Genomic DNA, 20,606 nt, shown 5'->3' on the forward strand with positions numbered 1-20,606 from the left:
CGTGCAGGGTGCTCAGATGCTCGGCGACGTCGGTGAACGTGCCGTAATGGGTGATCGCCAAGGCCTCTGGATCCCAGTGCTCCAGCAGATCGATCGAGCCGTGCCAGGCCCCGACGTCGATGTCGGGCGGCGGCGTGGGCGGCAGGATCGGCCCGGTGCCGATCCGCACGCCGGCCACGTCGCCGGCGAACGCGATGCCGCTGGCCTCGTGCAGGTAGGCGACGTGGTGGCTCGCGTGGCCGGGCGTCCAGGCCAGCGCAGGCCGTCGGCGGTGCCGGCGTCGTCGAGGATCCGGACGTTGGCCTCGGGGACCGGGACGATCTCGCCCCACAGGCGCTCCATCGCGTCGCCGTAGATGCGGGTCGCGCTGGCGACCAGGCGGCTGGGATCGATGACGTGCTGGGCGCCGCGCTGGTGGACCCAGACCTCGAGGTCCGGCCAGCGGCGCACGAGCGCGCCCGCGGCGCCCGCGTGGTCGAGGTGGATGTGGGTCAGCAGCACCCCGCGCGGCTGCTCGTCGCCGAGCGCCTCCAGCAGCGTGCGGACCGAGGACTCCGGTCCCGGATCGACGACGAACCCGTCGATCTGGTGGGCGCAGACCGCCTGGGCTTCGCCCTGGAAGTGGACGTCGATCTCGCGGTGCTCGCTCATGTCCCTGCCTTGGTCGCCACGACGATGTCCTGGAAGCTCGTGCCGCCCTCGTCCCCGCGCCACGTGCCCTCGTGGACGGCGGTCAGCGCGAGCCCGTGGCGCTGCAGCGCCTCCTGCAGCCACGTGCGGTCGAACGCGATCGCCTCCTCGGGCACCTCGTCGCTGACGACCGCCACGGCCTGGTCGGCGTCGAGGAACGGCAGCCCGGCCCGGCCGGCGGCGATGGCGGCGCGCGAGCCGTCGTCGAGCAGGAACCAGGTGGCGAACAGGCGCCCGCCGGGCGCGAGCGTGCGCGCGGCCTCGGCGACGTAGCGCTCCGCCTCCCCCTCCAGGAGGTGGGTGAAGACCGAGGTCGCCAGCGCGAAGTCGAAGGCCGCGTCGGCGTAGGGGAACGTGAACGCGTCGGCCGACTGCGTGCCGCCCGGGTTGTAGCGGCGGTTGAAGAGGTCGGCGACGACGAACGTGAAGCTCGGGTGCGAGCGGTACCTGGACCGGCACCAGGCGATGCCCTCGGGGTTGATGTCGAAGCCGTCGTAGGTCCCGGGCGCGGTCAGGTAGCCGGTCAGCGGGCGGGCCATGCGGCCGATGCCGCAGCCGATGTCGAGCACGCGCTCGGTCGGCGCCAGGCCGCCGAGGGCGGTGAAGTGCCCCAGGAACTCGTCGCCGGTGCCGGCGAAGTCGGAATGGCCGACGAAGTCCATCCGGCGCGGCGGCACGAGACGGTCGGTGCGGCCGCCGACGCGATCGCGGAGGTCGAGGGCCCGGAGTCGCAGCGACGTCCGGGCGCGTTCCAGAAGGGGCTCGGGCACTCGCGCGGAGCCTACTTACGACCGGCGCAAGTACGATTCGTGGCATGGAGCATCGCCTGCCCGAGCGCGACCGTCCGTGGATGATGCGGACCTACGCGGGACACTCGACCGCGAAGAAGTCCAATGAGCTGTACCGGGCCAACCTGGCCAAGGGACAGACGGGTCTCTCGATCGCGTTCGACCTGCCGACGCAGACCGGCTACGACGCCGACCACGAGCTCGCCCGCGGCGAGGTCGGCAAGGTCGGCGTGCCCGTGGCGCACAAGGGCGACATGCACCAGCTGCTGGACGGCATCCCGCTGGGCGAGATGAACACGTCGATGACGATCAACGCGACGGCGGCCTGGCTGCTGGCGCTGTACATCGGCACCGCCGAGGAGAACGGCGTCGAGGCCTCGGCGCTCCAGGGCACCACGCAGAACGACATCATCAAGGAGTTCCTGGCGCGCGGGACCTACGCGTTCCCGCCCGGGCCGTCGATGCGGCTCATCGCCGACATGGTGGCCTACACGGTGACCGAGGTCCCCAAGTGGAACCCCATCAACATCTGCTCCTACCACCTGCAGGAGGCCGGCGCGACGCCGGTGCAGGAGATCGCCTACTCGATGGCCAACGCCATCGCCGTGCTCGACGCAGTGCGCGAGCGGGTGGGCGGGCGGGACCCCAATCTCATGGGCAGGGTCTTCGGCCGCATCTCGTTCTTCGTCAACGCGGGCGTGCGCTTCATCGAGGAGCACGCCAAGCTGCGCGCGATGTCGGTGCTGTGGGAGCAGCTCGGCCGCGAGCGCTACGGCGTGACCGACGAGAAGCAGCTGCTCTTCCGCTACGGCGTCCAGGTCAACTCCCTGGGGCTGACCGAGGCGCAGCCCGAGAACAATGTCCAGCGCATCGTGCTCGAGGCGCTGGCCGTCACGATGGGCCGCAACGCGCGCGCCCGCGCCGTGCAGCTGCCGGCGTGGAACGAGGCGCTGGGCCTGCCCCGGCCGTGGGACCAGCAGTGGTCCCTGCGCATCCAGCAGGTGATGGCCTTCGAGACCGACATGTTGGAGTACCCCGACATCTTCGAGGGCTCGGTCGTCATGGACGGGCTGGTCGGCGAGCTGCTCGAGGGCGCGCGCGCCGAGATGGCCGTCGTGGACGAGCACGGCGGCGCCGTGAAGGCCGTCGACTACATGAAGGGGTCGCTCGTCGACAGCCATCGCGAGCGCATCCGCCGCATCGAGCACGGCGAGCAGATCGTCGTCGGCGTCAACAAGTACACCGAGTCGAACCCCTCGCCGCTGGTCGACGAGGACGGCGGGATCATGACCGTCGACCCCGAGACCGAGATGCAGCAGCGCGAGGCCGTCGTGGCCTGGCGCGCGGCGCGCGACGCGCAGGCCGCGGAGGCCGCGCTAGCGGAGCTGCGCCGCGTCGCGCAGTCCGACGAGAACATCATGCCCGCGACGATCGCCGCCGCGAAGGCCGGCGTCACCACCGGCGAGTGGACCGCCGCGCTGCGCGAGTCCTTCGGCGAGTTCCGCGCGCCGACCGGCGTCGGCGAGGCCGCCGCGGGCGACCGCGACGAGTCCGACCTGGCCGAGCTGCGCGAGGAGGTCGAGCGCGTCGGCGAGGCGATCGGCCGGCGGCCGAAGATCCTGGTCGGCAAGCCGGGCCTCGACGGCCACTCCAACGGCGCCGAGCAGATCGCCGTGCGGGCCCGCGACATCGGGTTCGACGTGGTCTACGAGGGCATCCGCCTGACGCCGTCGCAGATCGCGGCGTCGGCCGAGCAGGAGGGCGTGCACGTCATCGGGCTGTCGATCCTGTCGGGCTCGCACCTGGAGCTGATCCCCAGCGTCGTGGCGGCGCTGCGCGAGCGCGGCGTCGACGCCCCGGTCGTGGTCGGCGGGATCATCCCGACGGCCGACGTGCAGCGGCTGAAGGACGCGGGCGTCGCGGCCGTCTACACGCCCAAGGACTTCGACCTCGGCGCGATCATGCGCGACATCGTGGCGCTCGTGGCCGACAAGCACGCGGCCACCGCTGCGGAGGCCTAGCCCTGCCTGCGGGCGAGGACCTCGGCGCGCGGCTGCGTGACGGGGACCTGGGCGCGGCGCCGGCGGTCCTCAACCTCGTCGAGAGCCGGGCGCCGCGGGATCGCGAGGACGTCGCCGCGCTGCTGCGCGCCGTCTCCCCCGCCGCGCTGGGGGGCGAGGCCCGCGGGCACGTCGTAGGCGTGACCGGGCCGCCGGGCGCGGGCAAGTCATCGCTGTTGAGCGAGCTGTGCCGCGCGTGGCGCGGCGACGGACGCTCCGTGGCCGTCCTGGCGGTTGATCCGTCGTCGAAGCGCTCCGGCGGCGCGCTGCTCGGCGACCGGGCGCGGATCGCGTTCGACCCCGAGGATCGCGGGCTGTTCATCAGGTCGACGGCGGCCGGCGACCGGCTGGGTGGGCTGGCGCCGGCGACACGCGCGGCGGCCCAGGCGCTGGCGGCGGCGTTCGACGTCGTGGTGATCGAGACGGTCGGCGTGGGCCAGTCGGAGACCGAGGTCGGGGAGGTGGCCGATACGGTGGCGGTCATCGTGCAGCCCGGCTCCGGCGACGTCCTGCAGTTCCTCAAGTCGGGGATCATGGAGATCCCCGACGTCCTCGTGATCACGAAGGCGGACCTCGGCGACCTCGCGCGGCGGGCGCGGCGCGACCTCTCTGCGGCCCTGCGCTCTGCGGGCTCGCGCGACACGAAGGTGGTGGCGGTGTCCTCGGTATCACCGGTGAGCGGGATCGACGAGCTGGTCGAGGCGCTGGACGCGCACCGCGCGACGCTCGATGTCGGCGCGCGCCGCGTGGCGGCCCGCCGTGCGGGCGCGCTGGCGGACTTCCTGGTCGAGCACGGCGAGAAGGGACTGCGCGCGATCGGCGGCCGCCGGACCGCGGTCGCCGCGCTGTCCGAGCAGGACCCGGGCGCCGACGCACCGACCCTCCTCGCGTCCCTGGAGGACCGCCTGTGAAGCGCGACCTGCTCCTGCTGATCGCGGTCTTCACGATCGCGACCGCGATCGCCGAGCTCTTCGGGGCGAAGAACTTCGGCACCGCGCTGACCTTCGGCCAGATCGCCTTCGCCGGCGTGCTGGTCTGGGTCCTGCTGAAGCGTCCCTGACGTGCCGTCGCGTTAGGCTCGGACGGTGTCCGCGCGTGCCGTCCGCCCACCGACCGGGGCGATCCGCGCCGTCGTCCGCGGCGAGGTCCAGGGCCTCGGGCTGCTCGACGCGACGGTCCGCCGGGCCCTCGATCTCGACCTGACGGGCTGGGTGCGCGATCGCGACGACGGCACCGTGCAGGTGCATGCCGAAGGGGAGCGCTCCTCGCTGGACGCGCTCCAGGCGTTCCTGCAGGACGGTCCGGCGCAGGCACGGGTCGCCGGCATCGACGTCGAGCCCGTCGCCGCCGAGGGCCACGAGCAGTTCGCGATCCGCGGGGTCAGCGCGGGCGCCTTCGTCGTCCAGGAGCACCGGGCGACCGCGCACCACTTCGACCTGCGCCTGGAGGTCGACGGGGTCATGCGCTCGTGGGCGGTGCCCAAGGGCCCGTCGCTCGACCCGGGGGTCAAGCGCCTGGCCGTGCAGGTCGAGGACCACGACCTGGCGCACAACGCCTACGAGGGCGCCGACGGGCGGCACGGCGTGATCGTCTGGGATCGCGGCACCTACGAGCAGGGCGGCCGCGTGCCCTGGCCGGAGGCGCTGGCGCGCGGCCACGCGGTCTTCGTGCTGCACGGCGAGAAGCTGCGCGGCGGCTTCGCCCTCCAGCGCACGAGACCCGGCGCCAAGCCGCAGTGGCTGCTGATCAAGCGCCGCGACGAGGACGCGCGGCCGGGCTCCGACATCGTCGCCGAGCGCCCGGAGTCGGTCGCGAGCGGGCGCACGCTGGACGACCTGCTCGGGTGACACGGTCGTACGCTCGCCGGACGCCGCGGCGGGCGTACGCTCGGGCGGTGCGGTTCGGGCTCGCGTGCACGGCGTTCGTGGTCGGTGGCGGCCTCGCGGCCGGCTGCGGCAGTGCGAGCCCGCCGGGCCCGACCGCGAGGACGACGACGGAGGCCGCCGCGCACCCGGCGCAGCCCGCCTCGCCCGGACGGCTGCGGACGGCGACGTGCACCGACCTGCCGGGCTTCCGGTGCTCGACCCTGCGCGTGCCGCTGCATCGGCGGGGCCCCGCGATCGGCGACGGGCGCCGGCTGACGCTCGCGGTCGCCGTCCAGCGCGTCGCCCGCGCGCCGAAGGGCGATCTGGTGTTCCTCAGCGGCGGCCCCGGGCAGCCGGGACGGCCGTTCGGGCCCCGGATGGTCGCGCGGCTCGGCGACGCGCTGCGCGGCTACCGGCTGGTCGTCCTCGACCAGCGCGGCACGGGCGCGCAGGCGCTGCGGTGCCCGCCGCTGCAGCGCGAGGTCGGCACGTCGGACCTCGCGGTGCCCTCGCGCGCCGCGACCGTCGACTGCGCGCGACGCCTCGGCAGCGCGCGCGACGCGTACGCCACCGCCGACACCGTCGCGGATCTCGACGCCCTGCGCGGCGCGCTGGGCGACCACCGCTGGACGCTGGCCGGCGTCTCCTACGGCGTCCTGGTCGCGGAGCGCTACGCGCTCGCCCACCCGGACCGCACGCGCGGGCTGGTGCTCGACTCGGTGGTGCCGCAGGAGGGCGTCGAGCTGCTGGAGCGCGTGCCGCTGCGCGCGACCGCCCGCGTCCTGCGGACGGTCTGCGCGGACGAGCGCGACCGCTGCCCGGGCGACCCGGCCCGCGACCTCCAGGCGGTCCTGCACCGCCACCCCGACCTCGGCCCGCCGCTCTTCGACGCGCTGACCGCGTTGAGCATCGGCGTCCCGCGGCTGGATCCGGTGCCGGCGCTGCTGCACCGCGCGCGGGCCGGCGACCTCGCGCCGCTGCGCACGCTGATCCGCACGGTGCGCGGGCAGGAGTCCGCGCCGGCCGAGCTGTTCAGCGCCGGCCTGCACGCGGCGACGCTCTGCGCCGACGGTCCCGCCCCATGGCCGGGCGGACCGGCCGCGCCCGCCGCCGCGCGCACGGCCGCCCTGACGCGCAGCCGTGCGGCCCTGCGCCGGCGCGACACCGCGCCGTTCCCGCCCTCCACCGCCCTGGACCAGGGCCTGCTGCAGACCTGCCGCTGGTGGCCGCCCACCGCGGCGCCACCGCCGCCGCCGCGCGGACCGATCCGCGCGCCGGCCCTGCTCCTCGCCGGCGATCACGACCTCTCGACCCCGCTGGAGTGGCCCCGCGCCCAGGCCGCGCGGATGGCGAACGCCCGCCTGGTGATCGTCCCCGGCGCCGGCCACTCCGTCCTCTTGCGCGCCCGCGACCCGCGCGGCCGCAGCGCCCTGCGCACGTTCCTGCGCGATCTGCGCTGAGATGGCGCCACCGGCTAAGTTCCGCCGATGCCCGCCATTGCCCGCCGTGCGATCTTCGTCGCCCCGTTCGACGAGCTGGCCGATCCGCGCCTGCTCGCCGAGCTGGCGGCCGACAGCGAGGCCGCCGGGTTCGACGGGTTCTTCCTCTGGGACCACATCGTCTACTCGGCGCCGACGCGCGCCGTGCTCGATCCGTGGGTCGCGATGGCCGCCATCGCCATGACCACCGAGCGGATCCTCACCGGCCCGATGGTCACGCCGCTGTCGCGCCGGCGCCCGCACAAGCTCGCGCGCGAGGCCGTCACGCTCGACCTGCTCAGCCGCGGCCGGCTCGTCCTCGGCGTCGGCCTCGGCAGCGACCGCCACGGCGAGCTGGAGCCGTTCGGCGAGGTCCACGAGCCGCGGGCGCAGGCGCAGCTCCTCGACGACGGCCTCGAGCAGCTGCAGCGCTACTGGGACGGCGCGTTCGAGCCCCGCCCGGTCCAGCGTCCGCGGATCCCGATCTGGGCGGCCGCGACGTGGCCCAACCGCCGGCCGGTCCGGCGCGCCGCGGGCCTCGACGGCCTGTTCCCCGTGGAGCTGCCCGCGCCCGCGGCGCTGGCCGAGCTGGCGGGGGAGATCGCCGAGCTGCGGGGCGCCGGCGCCGGTCCCTACGAGCTCGTCGTCACCAACGGCGCCGGGACCGATCCGCAGCCCTGGATCGACGCCGGCGCCACGTGGGCGCTGACGGGCTTCGGGCCCCAGCCGAAGCTGGCCGACGTCCGGAGCGCGATCGCGGCCGGGCCGACCGGGTAGCGCCTGCGGTGCACGTGATGTTCGACAACAACCGGGAAGACGACGCGCCGGACGCCGCCCCGCGCCTGCGCCGTCTGCTGGGCGCGCTGTCGTGAGCGACCCGGAGCGGCGGCTTGCCGCGCTCGCCGACGAGATCCGCGCCCACAAGGGCGCGCACTGCGGGTTCGAGGTCTGCGAGACCTGCACGCAGCTCGTCCCCGGCGAGGGCCCGGCCGGCGCCAAGATCGTCGTCGTCGGCGAGGCCCCCGGCGCCAAGGAGGATGCCGCGGGCGTGCCGTTCGTCGGCGCCGCCGGGAAGTTCCTCGACACGCTGCTGGCCGAGGCCGGCGTCGCGCGTGACGCCGTCTTCATCACCAACGTGGTCAAGGCGCGTCCACCGAAGAACCGCGACCCGAAGGCCCCCGAGGTCGCCCACCACTGGCCGTGGCTGGAGGAGCAGCTGGCGATCATCGAGCCCGAGCTGCTCGTGCCGCTGGGCCGCCACGCGCTGGCCCGCTTCGCGCCGGACGCGAAGATCGCCGAGGCGCACGGCCAGGTCCTGGAGGCCGGCGGGCGCCGCCTGTTCCCGCTCTACCACCCGGCCGCCGCGCTCTACAACGGCGGCCTGCGCGCGACGTTGATCGAGGACGCGCGGGCACTCGGGCGCGCCCTCGCATAGAACTCCGTCGTCATCGACATCGCCACGCCGGCGCAGGGCTACTGCTTCTTGGCCTTCGACGTGGTGGTGTTCGCCGGCGCGCTCGACGACGCGCCGCCCGCCGGCTGGGCCAGCGACGCGATCCGCCACTCGCCGTGCTGCTTGACGAGCTGCACGGCGTCGTCGGAGGGCGGCTGACCGGCGGCGGTGGAGTGCACGCTGACCAGCGCGCGCCCACCGCTGAGCGACACCTCGCGGATCTCCAGCCGCGGATCGCGCACGTCGGCCAGGCCCTTCTGCAGCGCCGACTCGCACGGCAGCCCGATCGACTCGACGGACTGGACCAGCTCGTCGGCCAGCAGCCGATCGCAGATCGTCTGGTAGTCCTTGGCCTGGGTCGCCACGCCGAAGCGCGCCACGACCGCGCGCACCTGCTGGTCGTCGGGCAGGCCGCTGCCGCCGCCCTCCTCGTCGGCGCCGCAGCCGGCCAGGGCGACGACGGCGGTGAGCACAGCGGCGGCGAGGCGGGCGCGGGGCGCGAAGGTCCGTCGGGCGGGCACCGCGGCAGGGTATCTTCAGGACGATGGTGCGCGACCCGCTCCACGACGGCCACGGCCGCCGCATCTCCGACCTCCGGGTGTCGGTCACGGATCGCTGCAACTTCCGGTGCCAGTACTGCATGCCCGCCGAGGGCCTGCCGTGGCTGGAGCGGGCCGAGGTGCTGAGCTTCGAGGAGATCGAGCGCCTCGTCACGCTGCTGGCCCAGATGGGCGTCGAGGAGCTGCGCCTGACCGGCGGCGAGCCGCTCGTGCGCCGCGACTTCCCGGCCCTGGCGGCGCGCCTGAAGCGCGTTCCGGGCCTGCGCGAGGTCAGCGTCACGACCAACGGCTTCCTGCTGGAGCGCGACGCCGAGGCGCTCGTCGCCGCCGGGGTCGACCGCTTCAACGTCTCGGTCGACTCGCTGCAGCGCGACCGCTTCTACGAGCAGACGCGCCGCGACGCGCTGGAGCGCGTGCTGGCCGGCCTGGAGCACCTCGCGACCTTCCCCGAGGCGCACCCGATCAAGATCAACGCCGTCGCGATCCGCGGCTTCACCGAGGACGAGGTCCTCCCCTTCGCCCGGTTCGCGCGCGAACACCCCTACGAGGTGCGCTTCATCGAGTACATGCCGCTCGACGGCGACCGCTCGTGGAAGGCCGACCAGGTCCTGACCGGCGCCGAGATCCGCGCGGCGATCCACGCCGTCTACCCGCTGGAGCCGGCCGCGCGCGACCCGCACGCCACGGCCCGCGTGCACCGCTTCGCCGACGGGCAGGGCCGGATCGGGTTCATCAACCCGGTCTCCGAGCCGTTCTGCGGCGACTGCAACCGCATCCGCCTGACCGCCGACGGCCGGCTGCGCACCTGCCTCTTCAGCCTCCACGAGACCGATCTGCGCGCCGTGATGCGCGCGGGCGCCACCGACGACGAGCTCGAGCGGACGATCCGCAGCGCGGTGTGGGCCAAGGAGCTCAAGCACCACGTCAACGATCCCGGCTTCGTGCAGCCCAAGCGGACGATGTCCGCCATCGGCGGGTAGGGGAACACTGGCTCAGAGGGCCAGGTTCCCTTGCGGGTCTTCGCCGAGGGGGCGAAACCCGCGGCGGGTTAGGGACCCACGCAGCGCCGGCGCGAGCTCAATGCGAGCTCGCGCCTTTGACGAGGACCGACGCCTGCAGCACGTCCTCGGGCCGGTTGACGTTGAAGAACGCCATCGGGTCCGGCGGCTCGAGCTCGCGGATCCCGAGCGCCTCGACGACGTCGGTCGCGCGCGCCGACGGATCGAACGCGGCCAGCCCACCGGCCGCCGCCGGCGTGTAGAGCGCGCACAGCGGCTCCAGCCGCCCGTGAACGCGCGGCACGACGGCCGCGGCAGCGCCCGGATCGGCGAGCGCGATCGCGCGCAGCGTGGCGGCGTCCATCAACGGCAGGTCGACCGCGACCACGAGGATCGGCCGCCCCGCGGCCAGCTCCAGGGCGTACGCGACGCCGGTCAGCGGGTGGCGCGGCTCGTCGGGCTCGATCCACAGCTCGGCCAGGCCCGACAGCGGCGGCAGGAGCGTGTCGCGCTTGGCGACGACGACCACCTCGTCGCAGATCTCGTGCAGCACCTCGAGCGGATAGAGCACCAGCGGGCGCCCCTCGAGCTCGACGATCGCCTTGTCGCCGCCCAGGCGCCGGCCGAGTCCGCCGGCCAGCACGACGCCGACGGGAGGCGCGGGGATCGCGGCGTCCGCCATGGGCCCGGAGCCTAGTGGGCCACGCGGACCTTTTATCCTCCAGCGCATGGAGGAACCGATCGGCGCCCACCCATGGCTGCGCTGCTACCGCTGCTGGTCCCAGGATCTCGAGGTGCAGGTCCATTACGAAGGCATCCATCGCATCGATCCGGCGACGGGCGAGCGCGCCGAGGTCGTCGACGAGATCCAGGAGGCCGTCGTGCAATGCCTGGAGTGCATGCACGACCAGCCGCACCTGACGTTCGCCAACGGCCGCGTCGAAGCCGTCGAGGATCGCTGGGAGCGGATGATCGCCGGCACGCCCTGGGTGGCCTCGTGCACCGTGACGGTCGACGGCGACGACGTCGAGACGTGCTCGGGCCCCGAGGCCGGCGACGCGCTGTCCTACGCCGCCTTCGGCGACCACGGCACGCGCGAGTTCTTCACGCACGTCCGCTTCCACAAGCACGAGGACGGCAATCGCATCGTCGTGCACCTGCTCGTCGAGCTCTACGCCCGCAACATCGAGGAGGCCACCGACGTGCTCGAGACGGCCGCGCGCGGCCACCTCACGATCACCTCGCTCGCCGAGGAGTCCCGGCCGCCCGCCGCGGCCGAGGACCGCCACTGAGCAGCCCGGGCTGGACCCTCCCCCGATCAGGGGAGTGCAAACCTCTAGAACCAGGCGCTTCGTGCCGAAGATCTGGGTCGATGGGGCGATCGGACCGCATCCTCGTGGCCGAGAACTCCGCCTTGCTGCGGAGGATGCTGGGCGACGTGCTCGCCAAGCAGGGCTGGACGGTGCTGGAGGCCGGAGACGGAATGGCCGCCCTCCAGGCCGCGCGCGACGAATCGCCGAGCGTGCTGCTGATGGCCCGCGAGATGGCCGGCCTGGGCGGCATGGCCGTCCTGGACGAGCTGCGCAAGGACCCACGCACGGCCGACATGCCCGTCGTCTTCGTCACCGGGCACACCGACGCACGGGAGCTGGCCGAGGGCCTGGAGCGCGGCGCGCACGACTACGTCCGCAAGCCCGTCGATCCGGTCGAGCTGGTCGCCCGCATCCGCACCGCCCTGCGCCTGCGGGCGCTGCACGACGAGCTCGCGCGGCGCAACGCCGAGCTCGAGCAGCTCGCGCGCACCGACGTCCTCACCGGGCTGGCGAACCGCCGCCACGCCGACGACGTCCTGCGCTCCACGATCGCCAGCGCCCGCCGCCACGCGCGCACGCTGTGCGCCGTGCTGATCGACGTCGACCGCTTCAAGTCGGTCAACGACCTCCACGGCCACGCCGCCGGCGACGCCGTCCTGCGCGAGGTCGCCGCGCGGCTGCAGGACGGCCTGCGCGACGAGGACGTCGCCGCGCGCTGGGGCGGCGAGGAGTTCCTGCTGCTGCTGCCCGACTCCCCCGACGCGACCGTGGTGTGCGAGCGGCTGCGCTCCGCCATCGCCGCGCGGCCGATCAACGTGCACGGCTGCCTGGAGATCCCGGTGACCGCGAGCTTCGGCTGGGCGCCGTGGTCGGGCGAGGAGACGGGCGAGATGCTCGTGGCCCGCGCCGACCTGGCGCTCTACGCGGCCAAGGACGGCGGGCGCGACCGCGTCATGGCCGCTCGCCCGGCCCCCGTGCGCGACGAGCAGCGCGGCGCGGCCTAGGGGCCTGTTGAACGATTGGTCGGGCCCAGAGGGCCAGGTTCCCTTGCGGGTCTTGGCCCAGGGGGCGAAACCCGCGGCGGGTTACGGACTCACGCTTCTAGAGGTCGCCGCCCGCGCGCAGCCGCATCAGCCCGAGCGCCGCCACGCTCGCGGCGTCGCGTATGCGCCCGGCGAGCACCATCGCGTCGACCTCGGCGAGCGTGAAGCGCCCCATCTGCAGGCCCTGCTCGGTGTGCTCGAGCTGCTGCTCGCCCGCGGTGAGGTCGGTCGCCAGCCACACCTCGAAGGGCTGGTCGGAGAAGCCGTAGGCGTAGAACAGGCGACCCAGGCGCTCCATGGTGCCGGCCCGCAGCCCGGTCTCCTCGGCCAGCTCGCCGCGCGCCACGTCGGCCCCCGGCGCGTCCGGGCGGTCCTCCCAGGCGCCCTGGGGCAGCTCCCAGAAGCGCCCGCGCACCGTGTGGCGGTACTGGTTGACCAGCCACAGGTGCTCGCCGTCGCGCGGCACGATCACCGCGGCCGGCGGCTTCTCCACCACCGCGTAGAGCCCCGGCGACCCGTCGGGCAGCACGGTCTCGTCCTCGCGGACCCGCAGCCAGCGGTTCTCATAGACCGTGCGCGTCGCCGTGACGCGCAGCGCACCCGGCGGCCGGCGCTCGGGCTCGGGGGCGCTCACCCGGCCAGGCCCCGCAGATGGCGCACCGCGAGCGTCAGGCCGGCCAGCCCGCCGTCGCCCTCCAGGCGCAGCGCCCGGGCGACGGTCGTCAGCCGGCGGCGCTCCGCCTCGCGCTGGTCGAGGAACGCGTCCACCGCCGCGCTGGGATCGGCGCCGGTGCCCGCCTCCTCCAGCGCCCGCTGCGACAGCACCCGGCGCGCGTCCAGCACGTCGTCGAGCAGCGCCTGCTGCGCCCAGCGCTGCACGCGCGTGCCGGCCGGCAGCGCGAGGACCTCCTGCTCCAGCCACTCCAGGCCGAGCCGTTCGCCGAGCTCGAAGAACGTGCGGGCGACCGCGACGACGTCGCCGCCGGTGGCGTGCGCCACCGCGATGATGTCCGGCGCGTGCAGCAGCGCGCGCTGGTAGGCGTGGGTGCGCGCGAGCGCCTCGGGCACGCCCGCCCGGGTCAGCTCGGCGGCGACCGCCTCGTGCTCCTCGCGCCACTCGTCGGAGCGCAGGTCGGGCATCGCGTCGGCGAGCGTCACGAACGCGGCGCCGCCGACGTCGATCATCTCGTCGAGGTCGGCGTTGGGCGCGTGCAGCAGGTACCACCGCGCGACGCCGGACACGAGCTCGTCGACGCCGTCCAGCAGCCGCCACGCGGCCTCGTGGTGCAGCGTCGCCATGTGGCCCTCGATCTCCAGCCACCGCGCGGTCGCGCCGGTCACCTCGCGGGCGATCCGGAACGCGCGCACGACCTCGGCCGGCGCGGCGCCCAGCTCGCCCTGCAGGCCGCTGACGAACGTCGGGCCGAGCGCGTCGACCACGTCGTTGGCGGCGAGCGTCGCGACCAGCTCGCGCCGCAGCGGGTGCTCGGCGATCAGGTCGCCGAACCGCTGGACGACGGCCCGCGGGAAGTATGTCCGCAGGTCGCGCTCGAAGGCGGGGTCGTCCGGGAGGCCGGACTCCAGCAGCTCGTCGGTCAGCATGCGCTTGGCGTAGGCGACGAGCACCGCCAGCTCCGGGCGCACGAGCCCCTCGCCGGTGCGGCGGCGCTCGGCCATCTCGTCGCTCGGCGGCAGCGCCTCGTCGGAGCGGTGCAGGATCGCGGCGCCCTCCAGCGCGGCCATGAGGTCCTCGTAGGCGAAGACGCGAGCCGCCGAGGAGCGCACCTCCTGGGCGAGGATCTGGGCCTGCAGGAACGAGTCGTAGAGGACGTGGCCGACGACGTCCTCGGTGACCTCGGCCAGCAGTGCGTCGCGCCCCTCGCGGTCCAGCCCGCCGCGGCGCACCCCGAGGTCGAGCAGGATCTTCAGGTTGACCTCGTGGTCGGAGATGTCGACGCCGGCCGAGTTGTCGATGAAGTCCGCGTTGATCAGCCCGCCGGCGCGGGAGTACTCGATGCGCGCGCGCTGCGTGAAGCCGAGGTTGCCGCCCTCCCCCACCACGCGCGCGCGCAGCTCGTCGCCGTTGACGCGGATCGCGTCGCTGGAGCGGTCGAGGGCGTCGGCGTCGGTCTCGGTCGAGGCCTTGACGATCGTCCCGATCCCGCCGTTCCACACGAGGTCCACGGGCGCGCGCAGGATCGCGCGGATGAGGTCGGTCGGCGCGAGCGCCTCGTCCTCGATCCCGAGCGCCTCGCGCACCTGCGGCGTGATCGGGATCTGCTTGGCGGTGCGGCTGAACACGCCGCCGCCCTCCGAGATCGCCGCACGGTCGTAGTCGTCCCACGACGAGCCGCCGAGCCCGAAGAGGCGCTCGCGCTCGGCGAACGACCGCTCCGGGTCCGGATCGGGATCGAGGAACACGTGGCGGTGGTCGTAGGAGGCCACGAGCTTCAGCGTGCGGCTCAGCAGCATGCCGTTGCCGAACACGTCGCCCGACATGTCGCCGATGCCGACGGCGCGCACGACGTCGACCTCGGGGTGCATCCCCAGCTCGCGGAAGTGGCGCTTGACCGACTCCCAGGCGCCCTTGGCGGTAATGCCCAGGCCCTTGTGGTCATAGCCCGCCGAGCCGCCGGAGGCGAACGCGTCGCCGAGCCAGAAGCCGCGACGGACCGCGATCGCGTTGGCCGTGTCGGAGAACGCGGCGGTGCCCTTGTCGGCGGCGACCACGAGGTAGGAGTCCTGCTCGTCGTGGACGCGCACCGCGGTCGGCGGGACGACCGTCCCCTCGTCGGTGAGGTCGTCGGTGACGTCCAGCAGCGCCTCGATGTAGCGCACGTACTGGCGCTTGACCTCGTCGCGCAATTGGGCCGGATCGCCCGGGCGCTCCTTGAGGAAGAACCCGCCCTTGGCGCCGGCGGGGACGATGACCGCGTTCTTGGTCATCTGCGCGCGCATGAGCCCGAAGACCTCGGTGCGGTAGTCCATCCGGTCCGACCAGCGGATGCCGCCGCGGGCGATCCGGCCGCCGCGCAGGTGGATCCCCTCCATGTCGGGCGCGTAGACGTAGATCTCGAACAGCGGCGCGGGCTGCGGGATCGCGGGGACGTCGGCGGAGCGCAGCTTGAAGGACATCGCGTCGCGGTCGGGCCGGAAGACGTTGGTCCGCACCGTGGCCTCGATGACCCCGAGCTGGTTGCGCAGGATGCGGTCGTGGTCGAGCAGCTCCACCGCGTCCATGTCGCTGCGGATCTCGTCGCGCAGCGCCGCGTAGGCGGCGTCGTCGCCGGCGCGCTCGTCGGTCGCGAAGCGCAGTTCGAAGAGCCGGATCTGCTTGGCCGTGATGGCGGCGTTGGCGGCGATCACGTCGTTCTGGAAGGACTCCGTGTAGCGCGAGCCGATGCGCTGGCGGTAGCGGCGGTAGGCGCGGAGCACCTGGACCTGCGGCCACCGCAGGCCGCCGGAGACGACCAGCCGGTTCAGCGAGTCGGACTCCGCCTCGCCGTGCCACACCGCCTGCAGCGAGTCGGCGACGCGGTCGCCGACGTCGTGCAGGTGCAGCGGCTCGTCGCCCTCGCCGAGCACGCCGAAGGCCTGGACCCAGAGCTCGTCGTCGCTGTGCTGCAGCCGGGCGGCGACCTCCTCGATCACGCGCAGCCCGAGGTGCTCGAGCATCGGCGTGGCCTGCGACAGCTCGACCTTCGGCCCACGGCGGTAGAACGCCACGCGGGTGCGGCGCCCGCCGCCCGGCCCGCGCTCCTCCTGCAACCCCACCAGGAAGTCCGCGCGGCCGGTGGTGAGCGTCTCGAAGCGCTCGATGTCGGCCGCGGCGATCTGCGGCGCCGCGGCGGCGCGGTAGGACTCGGGCAGGCGCTTGACCCAGCGCGCCGCGAGCATGCGCCCGCGCTCGGGTCCGTGGTGGCCGACGAGGATCGCGGCCACGCGATCGCTCCAGGTCCGCGCCTCCAGGACGAGGCGGCGCTCGAGCTCGGCGACGTCGACCTCCGGCAGCCCGCCGCTGCTGCGGACGGTCAGATGCAGCGCGACGCGGTCGTCCTCGCCGAAGACCTCGTGGGTCTCGACGTGGTCGACGCCGTACGCGCCGGCCACCATCGAGCGCAGCCGCTCGCGCAGCGTCGCGCCGTAGCGCTCCCGTGGCAGCGACGCCACGAGCGACGCGCCGCGACCGTCGTGCGCCCGGCGCCCGAGCAGGCGCACCTCGTCGGGATGCAGCGCCAGCAGCACGGCGACCTGCTCGCGGAGATCCTCGACGGGCGCGGCGAACAGCTCGCCCTTGGGGTAGCCGTCGAAGAGGGCGACCGCCGCCTTCGAGTCGTGCGAGCCGTCGATGAGGTCCTCGGCGTCGAGGATCTGGCGCAGCTTGCGCCGCAGCAGCGGCGTGGTCGACGCCGGCTCGGCGTACGCGCGCGAGGTGAACAGCCCGAGCAGCCGGGCCTCGCCGGCGACGCGACCGTCCGCGCCGAAGCGTCGCGCGATCAGCGCGTTCATCGGCTCGCGCCGGTGCACCGGCGACAGCGCGTGCGTCTTGGTGATCGTCAGGACCTCGTCCTCGGCCAGGTCGGTGGCCGCGGGCGGATCGTGCGCGGGAACGCGCAGCTCGCCGCCGTCGCGATGGTCGCGCAGCAGTCCCAGGCCGGTGCCGGGCACCGCCTGCATGCGGTCGCCGGCGCCCTCGCCGCGCCGAGCGCCGGGCTCGCCGCTTTGCTGTGGTCGGCGAGGGCCAAGCTCGTCCTCGCGGTAGCCGAGGAAGACGAAGTGGTCGTTGGCCGCCCAGCGCAGGAACGCGACGGCCTCCTCGGCGTCCTCGGCGTCCCCGAGCCGCGGCGCACCCTCCCGGACGATCTCGGCGATGCGGTCCAGGCCGGCGTGCAGCCCGGGGAAGTCGCCGACGACCGCGCGGACGGTGGCCAGCACGTGGCGCGCGGCGTCCTCCAGGTCGGCGAGCTCCTCGGGGCTCAGGCGCCGGTCCAGCTCGAAGTGCATGACCGACTCGCGCTGGGCGTCGCGCGGGTGCTCGATCGCGACGATGGTGCTGGCGGGGCCGGGTCCCCGGCGGACGCCGACGATCGGGTGGATCGCGCGGGTCACGGCCAGTCCGCGGGCGTGCAGCTCGGCGGTGACCGAGTCGACGAGGAACGGCAGGTCGTCGGTCGCGGTCTCCAGCACCGAGCCCGCCGTGTCGTAGCCGTGCTCGGCGATGCTGGGCGTGAAGGCGCGCACGGCGGCGCTGGCGCCGCCCCGCGCGTCGGCCAGCCCGAACGCGCCGCGGGCCTCGGCCAGCAGCGCCTCGGGGCGGTCCGTGCGGCCGTCGACGCCGGCGGCGCGGCGCAGGTACGCGCCCACGAACCGCGCGAGGGTCTCGTCGCCCTGGTCACGGGCGAGCCGGCAGACCACGTCGGCGATGTCGTCGGTCGACCCGGCCGACTCCTCCTGAAGGCTCACGGGACAAACCTACCCCTCCGGCGACCGGGGGACTGTCCCCCACATCGACGACGACGGACAGTCCCCGAGCGCCTCGCGACCGGGGACCGGGGGACTGTCCCCCACGTCGACGACGGCGGACGGCCCCGAGCGCCCGCGCTCAGGGCCTGTCCCCCACCCGTCCCGCCCACACGTCGTCCCGCCCACACGTCGTCCCGGCCACACGTCGTCCCGCCCACACGACGCGCCGCCCACACGCCCCGCCCCACCCGTCCCGCCCCACACGTCGTCCCGCCTACGCCCCCAGCCGCTGCTCCAGCGCCTCGAACTGCGCGCGCACCGGGGCCGGCAGGCGGTCGCCGAACCGCGCGAGGTGCTCCTTGACCTGCGGGAGCTCGTCGCGCAGGGCGTCGACGTCGACCGATACGACCTCGGCCAGCGCCTCGTCGGTGATGTCCAGGCCGTTGGTGTCGAGGTCGCCCGCCTTCGGCACGAGGCCGATCGGCGTCTCGTCGGCGTCGACCTTGCCCTCGACGCGGCGGAAGACCCACTCCAGCACGCGCGAGTTCTCCCCGAAGCCCGGCCACAGGAACCTGCCGTCGGCGTCCTTGCGGAACCAGTTGACGTAGAAGATGCGCGGCAGCTGCGCGCCCTCCCGGCGACCGATGTCGAGCCAGTGCTCGAAGTAGGCGGCCATGTCGTACCCGCAGAACGGCAGCATCGCGAACGGGTCGAAGCGCAGCTGGCCGACCGTGCCGAACGCGGCGGCGGTCTGCTCGGAGCTCATCGTCGCGCCGAGGAACACGCCGTGCTCCCAGTCGAACGACTCGCGGACCAGCGGGACGACCGAGGCGCGGCGCCCGCCGAACAGGAACGCGTCGATCGGGACGCCCGCCGGGTCCTCCCACTCGGCGGCCATCGACGGCACCTGCGTCGCCGAGACCGTGAAGCGCGAGTTGGGGTGCGCGGCCGGGTGGTCGGCCGCGGGCGTCCAGTCCTCGCCGTGCCAGTCGATGGCGTGCGCCGGCGGCTCCTTGGTCTGGCCCTCCCACCACGTGTCGCCGTCGTCGGTGAGCGCGGTGTTGGTGTAGATGGCGTTCTTCTCGAGCGCCTTCATGGCGTTGGGCGTGTTGCCGTAGCCGGTGCCCGGGGCGACGCCGAAGAACCCGGCCTCGGGGTTGATCGCGTACAGCCGGCCGTCTTCGCCGAACTTCATCCAGGCGATGTCGTCGCCGATCGTCTCGACCTTCCAGCCGTCGACGGTCGGGACCATCAGCGCCAGGTTGGTCTTGCCGCACGCGCTCGGGAACGCGCCGGTCACGAACTTGACGGTGCCCTCCGGCGAGGTGAGCTTGAGGATCAGCATGTGCTCGGCCATCCAGCCCTCGTCACGAGCCATGACGGAGGCGATGCGCAGGGCGAAGCACTTCTTGCCGAGCAGGGCGTTGCCGCCGTAGCCCGAGCCGTAGGACCAGATCTCGCGCGACTCCGGGTAGTGCACGATGTACTTGACCTCGGCGTTGGTCGGCCACGGCACGTCCGTGTCGCCCTCGGCCAGGGGCGCGCCGATCGAGTGCACGCAGGGGACGAAGTCGCCGTCCTCGCCGAGCACGTCGAGGGCCTTGGCGCCCATGCGGGTCATGATCCGCATCGAGACCGCGACGTACGGCGAATCGGTGAGCTGCACGCCGACGTGGGACTTGTCCGAGCCGAGCGGTCCCATCGAGAAGGGGATGACGTACATCGTCCGGCCGTGCATCGCGCCCGTGAAGAGCTCGTTCATCGTGCCGCGCATCTCCGCCGGCGCCCGCCAGTTGTTGGTCGGGCCCGCGTCCTCCTCCCTGGCGGAGCAGATGAACGTCCGGTCCTCGACGCGCGCTACGTCGGAGGGATCCGACCAGGCGAGATACGAGTTGGGGCGCTTGGCGTCGGAGAGCCGCTTGAACGTGCCAGCGTCGACCAGCTGCTGGGCGAGGCGGTCGTACTCCTCCGCCGATCCGTCACACCAGTGGATCTCGTCAGGCTGCGTGAGGGCGGCGATCTCCTCCACCCATGCCGTCAACTTGGCGTTCTTCGTGGAAACGGTGATGCTCACGTCACTTCCTCGGGCTCGAATTCAAGGAGGTGGGCGAAAAGGGGACAGCGGCCCACCTCGGTGCGCATTCGAGAAAGCTACCCGTTCAGGCTACGCGCGGACGTCCCGGTGTGCTGAACCTTCGAGCAGGAGTGCAGGGGTTTGTCCATCGCGCCGGTGCCGCGGCGGAAGCCTCCGCCGCAGCCCGACGCGAGCCCCTTCGGATCAGTCGCCGGAGGCGGTGGCGCCGGCGTCGCCGTTGCCGCCGACGGCGGCGCCCGGCGTCTTGCGCGGGACCAGCACGAGGCGCTTGAACTCGGCGACGAGCGTGCCCTCCTGGTTGAACACGCGCGTGTGGACCTTCACGGTGCCGCGGTCGGGCTTGGAGCGCGACTCCCGCTTCTCCAGCACCTCGGACTCCACGAACAGCGTGTCGCCGTGGAAGACCGGGGCGGGATGGCTGAGCTCCTCGGTGGCGAGGTTCGCGATGGCCTTGCCGCTGACGTCGCTGACGCTCATGCCGAGGGCGAGGCTGTAGACCAGCGGGCCGACGACGACGTTGCGGCCCTGCTGGCTCTGGCCCGCGTACACGTCGTTGATGTGCAGCGGGTGGTGGTTCATCGTGATGAGGCAGAAGAGGTGGTCATCGGCCTCCGTCACGGTCTTGGCCGGCCAGTGCTTGTAGACCGCGCCCTCCTCGAACTCCTCGAGGTACCGGCCGTAGGCATGCCCGCCGCTTGCCTCACGCTCGCGCTGGTCGGTGGTGAACCCGTTGTCTGCCATCTCAATGTCTCCTTGGAAGGTCCGACGTCGGCGCCGAAGGATGCCAGCACACGCGTTTC

General features: G+C 73.8%; 18 protein-coding genes. 10 read left to right on the top strand and 8 right to left on the bottom strand.

What is annotated here, in order from left to right; translation table 11 throughout:
* Positions 1-12: 12 nt before the first annotated feature.
* The gene (locus tag VK501_RS28980) at positions 13-651 is read right to left on the bottom strand and encodes an MBL fold metallo-hydrolase (protein WP_324340232.1); all 639 of its coding nucleotides are present in this window, start codon (positions 649-651) and stop codon (positions 13-15) included.
* Positions 648-1,460, bottom strand: a complete 813-nt coding sequence (locus VK501_RS19280) for a class I SAM-dependent methyltransferase (RefSeq protein WP_324340235.1) — start codon at positions 1,458-1,460, stop codon at positions 648-650. The genes VK501_RS28980 and VK501_RS19280 overlap by 4 nt, the downstream gene beginning before the upstream one ends.
* 44 nt (positions 1,461-1,504) lie before the next feature.
* Here VK501_RS19280 and VK501_RS19285 point away from each other — a divergent pair, with 44 nt between their 5' ends.
* The 7 genes from VK501_RS19285 (at position 1,505) to VK501_RS19315 (ending at position 8,316) form a co-directional block, all read left to right on the top strand.
* On the top strand, positions 1,505-3,499 hold the full coding sequence (locus tag VK501_RS19285) for a protein meaA (RefSeq protein ID WP_324340236.1): 1,995 nt from the start codon (positions 1,505-1,507) through the stop codon (positions 3,497-3,499).
* Between the two features lie 47 nt (positions 3,500-3,546).
* Positions 3,547-4,449 (top strand): GTP-binding protein, encoded by a 903-nt coding sequence (locus tag VK501_RS19290; protein ID WP_324340374.1) that lies wholly within the window; start codon positions 3,547-3,549, stop codon positions 4,447-4,449.
* Positions 4,446-4,598 carry a hypothetical protein gene (locus VK501_RS19295; RefSeq protein WP_324340238.1) on the top strand — a complete coding sequence of 51 codons (153 nt, stop codon included), beginning with the start codon at positions 4,446-4,448 and terminating at the stop codon, positions 4,596-4,598. The genes VK501_RS19290 and VK501_RS19295 overlap by 4 nt, the downstream gene beginning before the upstream one ends.
* 25 nt (positions 4,599-4,623) lie before the next feature.
* Positions 4,624-5,385: an acylphosphatase gene (locus VK501_RS19300; RefSeq protein WP_324340240.1), complete on the top strand. Its 762-nt coding sequence runs from the start codon at positions 4,624-4,626 to the stop codon at positions 5,383-5,385.
* Between the two features lie 47 nt (positions 5,386-5,432).
* On the top strand, positions 5,433-6,863 hold the full coding sequence (locus VK501_RS19305) for an alpha/beta hydrolase (protein WP_324340242.1): 1,431 nt from the start codon (positions 5,433-5,435) through the stop codon (positions 6,861-6,863).
* 27 nt (positions 6,864-6,890) lie between these two features.
* Positions 6,891-7,658 carry an LLM class flavin-dependent oxidoreductase gene (locus VK501_RS19310; protein ID WP_324340244.1) on the top strand — a complete coding sequence of 256 codons (768 nt, stop codon included), beginning with the start codon at positions 6,891-6,893 and terminating at the stop codon, positions 7,656-7,658.
* A gap of 91 nt (positions 7,659-7,749) precedes the next feature.
* Positions 7,750-8,316, top strand: coding sequence for a uracil-DNA glycosylase (locus tag VK501_RS19315; protein ID WP_324340246.1), 567 nt, complete (start codon positions 7,750-7,752; stop codon positions 8,314-8,316).
* Positions 8,317-8,354: 38 nt separating this feature from the next.
* Here VK501_RS19315 and VK501_RS19320 read toward each other — a convergent pair whose 3' ends face one another.
* A complete protein-coding gene (locus VK501_RS19320) occupies positions 8,355-8,855 on the bottom strand; it encodes a hypothetical protein (RefSeq protein WP_324340248.1) in 501 nt (166 codons plus the stop codon).
* 23 nt (positions 8,856-8,878) lie between these two features.
* Here VK501_RS19320 and moaA point away from each other — a divergent pair, with 23 nt between their 5' ends.
* Positions 8,879-9,874 carry a GTP 3',8-cyclase MoaA gene (gene moaA / locus VK501_RS19325; RefSeq protein WP_324340250.1) on the top strand — a complete coding sequence of 332 codons (996 nt, stop codon included), beginning with the start codon at positions 8,879-8,881 and terminating at the stop codon, positions 9,872-9,874.
* 97 nt (positions 9,875-9,971) lie between these two features.
* On the opposite strand, the gene mobA is transcribed toward moaA, so the two are convergent.
* Positions 9,972-10,574, bottom strand: a complete 603-nt coding sequence (gene mobA / locus VK501_RS19330) for a molybdenum cofactor guanylyltransferase (protein WP_324340252.1) — start codon at positions 10,572-10,574, stop codon at positions 9,972-9,974.
* A gap of 46 nt (positions 10,575-10,620) precedes the next feature.
* On the opposite strand from mobA, the gene VK501_RS19335 reads away from it, so the two are divergent.
* Both VK501_RS19335 and VK501_RS19340 read left to right on the top strand, forming a co-directional pair.
* Positions 10,621-11,184: a hypothetical protein gene (locus VK501_RS19335; protein ID WP_324340253.1), complete on the top strand. Its 564-nt coding sequence runs from the start codon at positions 10,621-10,623 to the stop codon at positions 11,182-11,184.
* A gap of 80 nt (positions 11,185-11,264) precedes the next feature.
* Positions 11,265-12,209: a diguanylate cyclase gene (locus tag VK501_RS19340; protein ID WP_324340254.1), complete on the top strand. Its 945-nt coding sequence runs from the start codon at positions 11,265-11,267 to the stop codon at positions 12,207-12,209.
* A gap of 97 nt (positions 12,210-12,306) precedes the next feature.
* On the opposite strand, the gene VK501_RS19345 is transcribed toward VK501_RS19340, so the two are convergent.
* From VK501_RS19345 to VK501_RS19360, 4 genes are all read right to left on the bottom strand, one after another.
* Positions 12,307-12,882 (bottom strand): NUDIX hydrolase, encoded by a 576-nt coding sequence (locus VK501_RS19345; protein ID WP_324340256.1) that lies wholly within the window; start codon positions 12,880-12,882, stop codon positions 12,307-12,309.
* Positions 12,879-17,711 (bottom strand): NAD-glutamate dehydrogenase, encoded by a 4,833-nt coding sequence (locus VK501_RS19350; RefSeq protein ID WP_324340258.1) that lies wholly within the window; start codon positions 17,709-17,711, stop codon positions 12,879-12,881. The genes VK501_RS19345 and VK501_RS19350 overlap by 4 nt, the downstream gene beginning before the upstream one ends.
* Before the next feature lie 274 nt (positions 17,712-17,985).
* Positions 17,986-19,785 carry a phosphoenolpyruvate carboxykinase (GTP) gene (locus tag VK501_RS19355; RefSeq protein ID WP_324340260.1) on the bottom strand — a complete coding sequence of 600 codons (1,800 nt, stop codon included), beginning with the start codon at positions 19,783-19,785 and terminating at the stop codon, positions 17,986-17,988.
* Positions 19,786-19,989: 204 nt separating this feature from the next.
* Positions 19,990-20,547: a MaoC family dehydratase gene (locus VK501_RS19360; protein ID WP_324340262.1), complete on the bottom strand. Its 558-nt coding sequence runs from the start codon at positions 20,545-20,547 to the stop codon at positions 19,990-19,992.
* Positions 20,548-20,606: the final 59 nt, after the last annotated feature.

It is taken from the genome of Baekduia sp., assembly GCF_035318805.1.
Classification (GTDB): domain Bacteria; phylum Actinomycetota; class Thermoleophilia; order Solirubrobacterales; family Solirubrobacteraceae; genus Baekduia.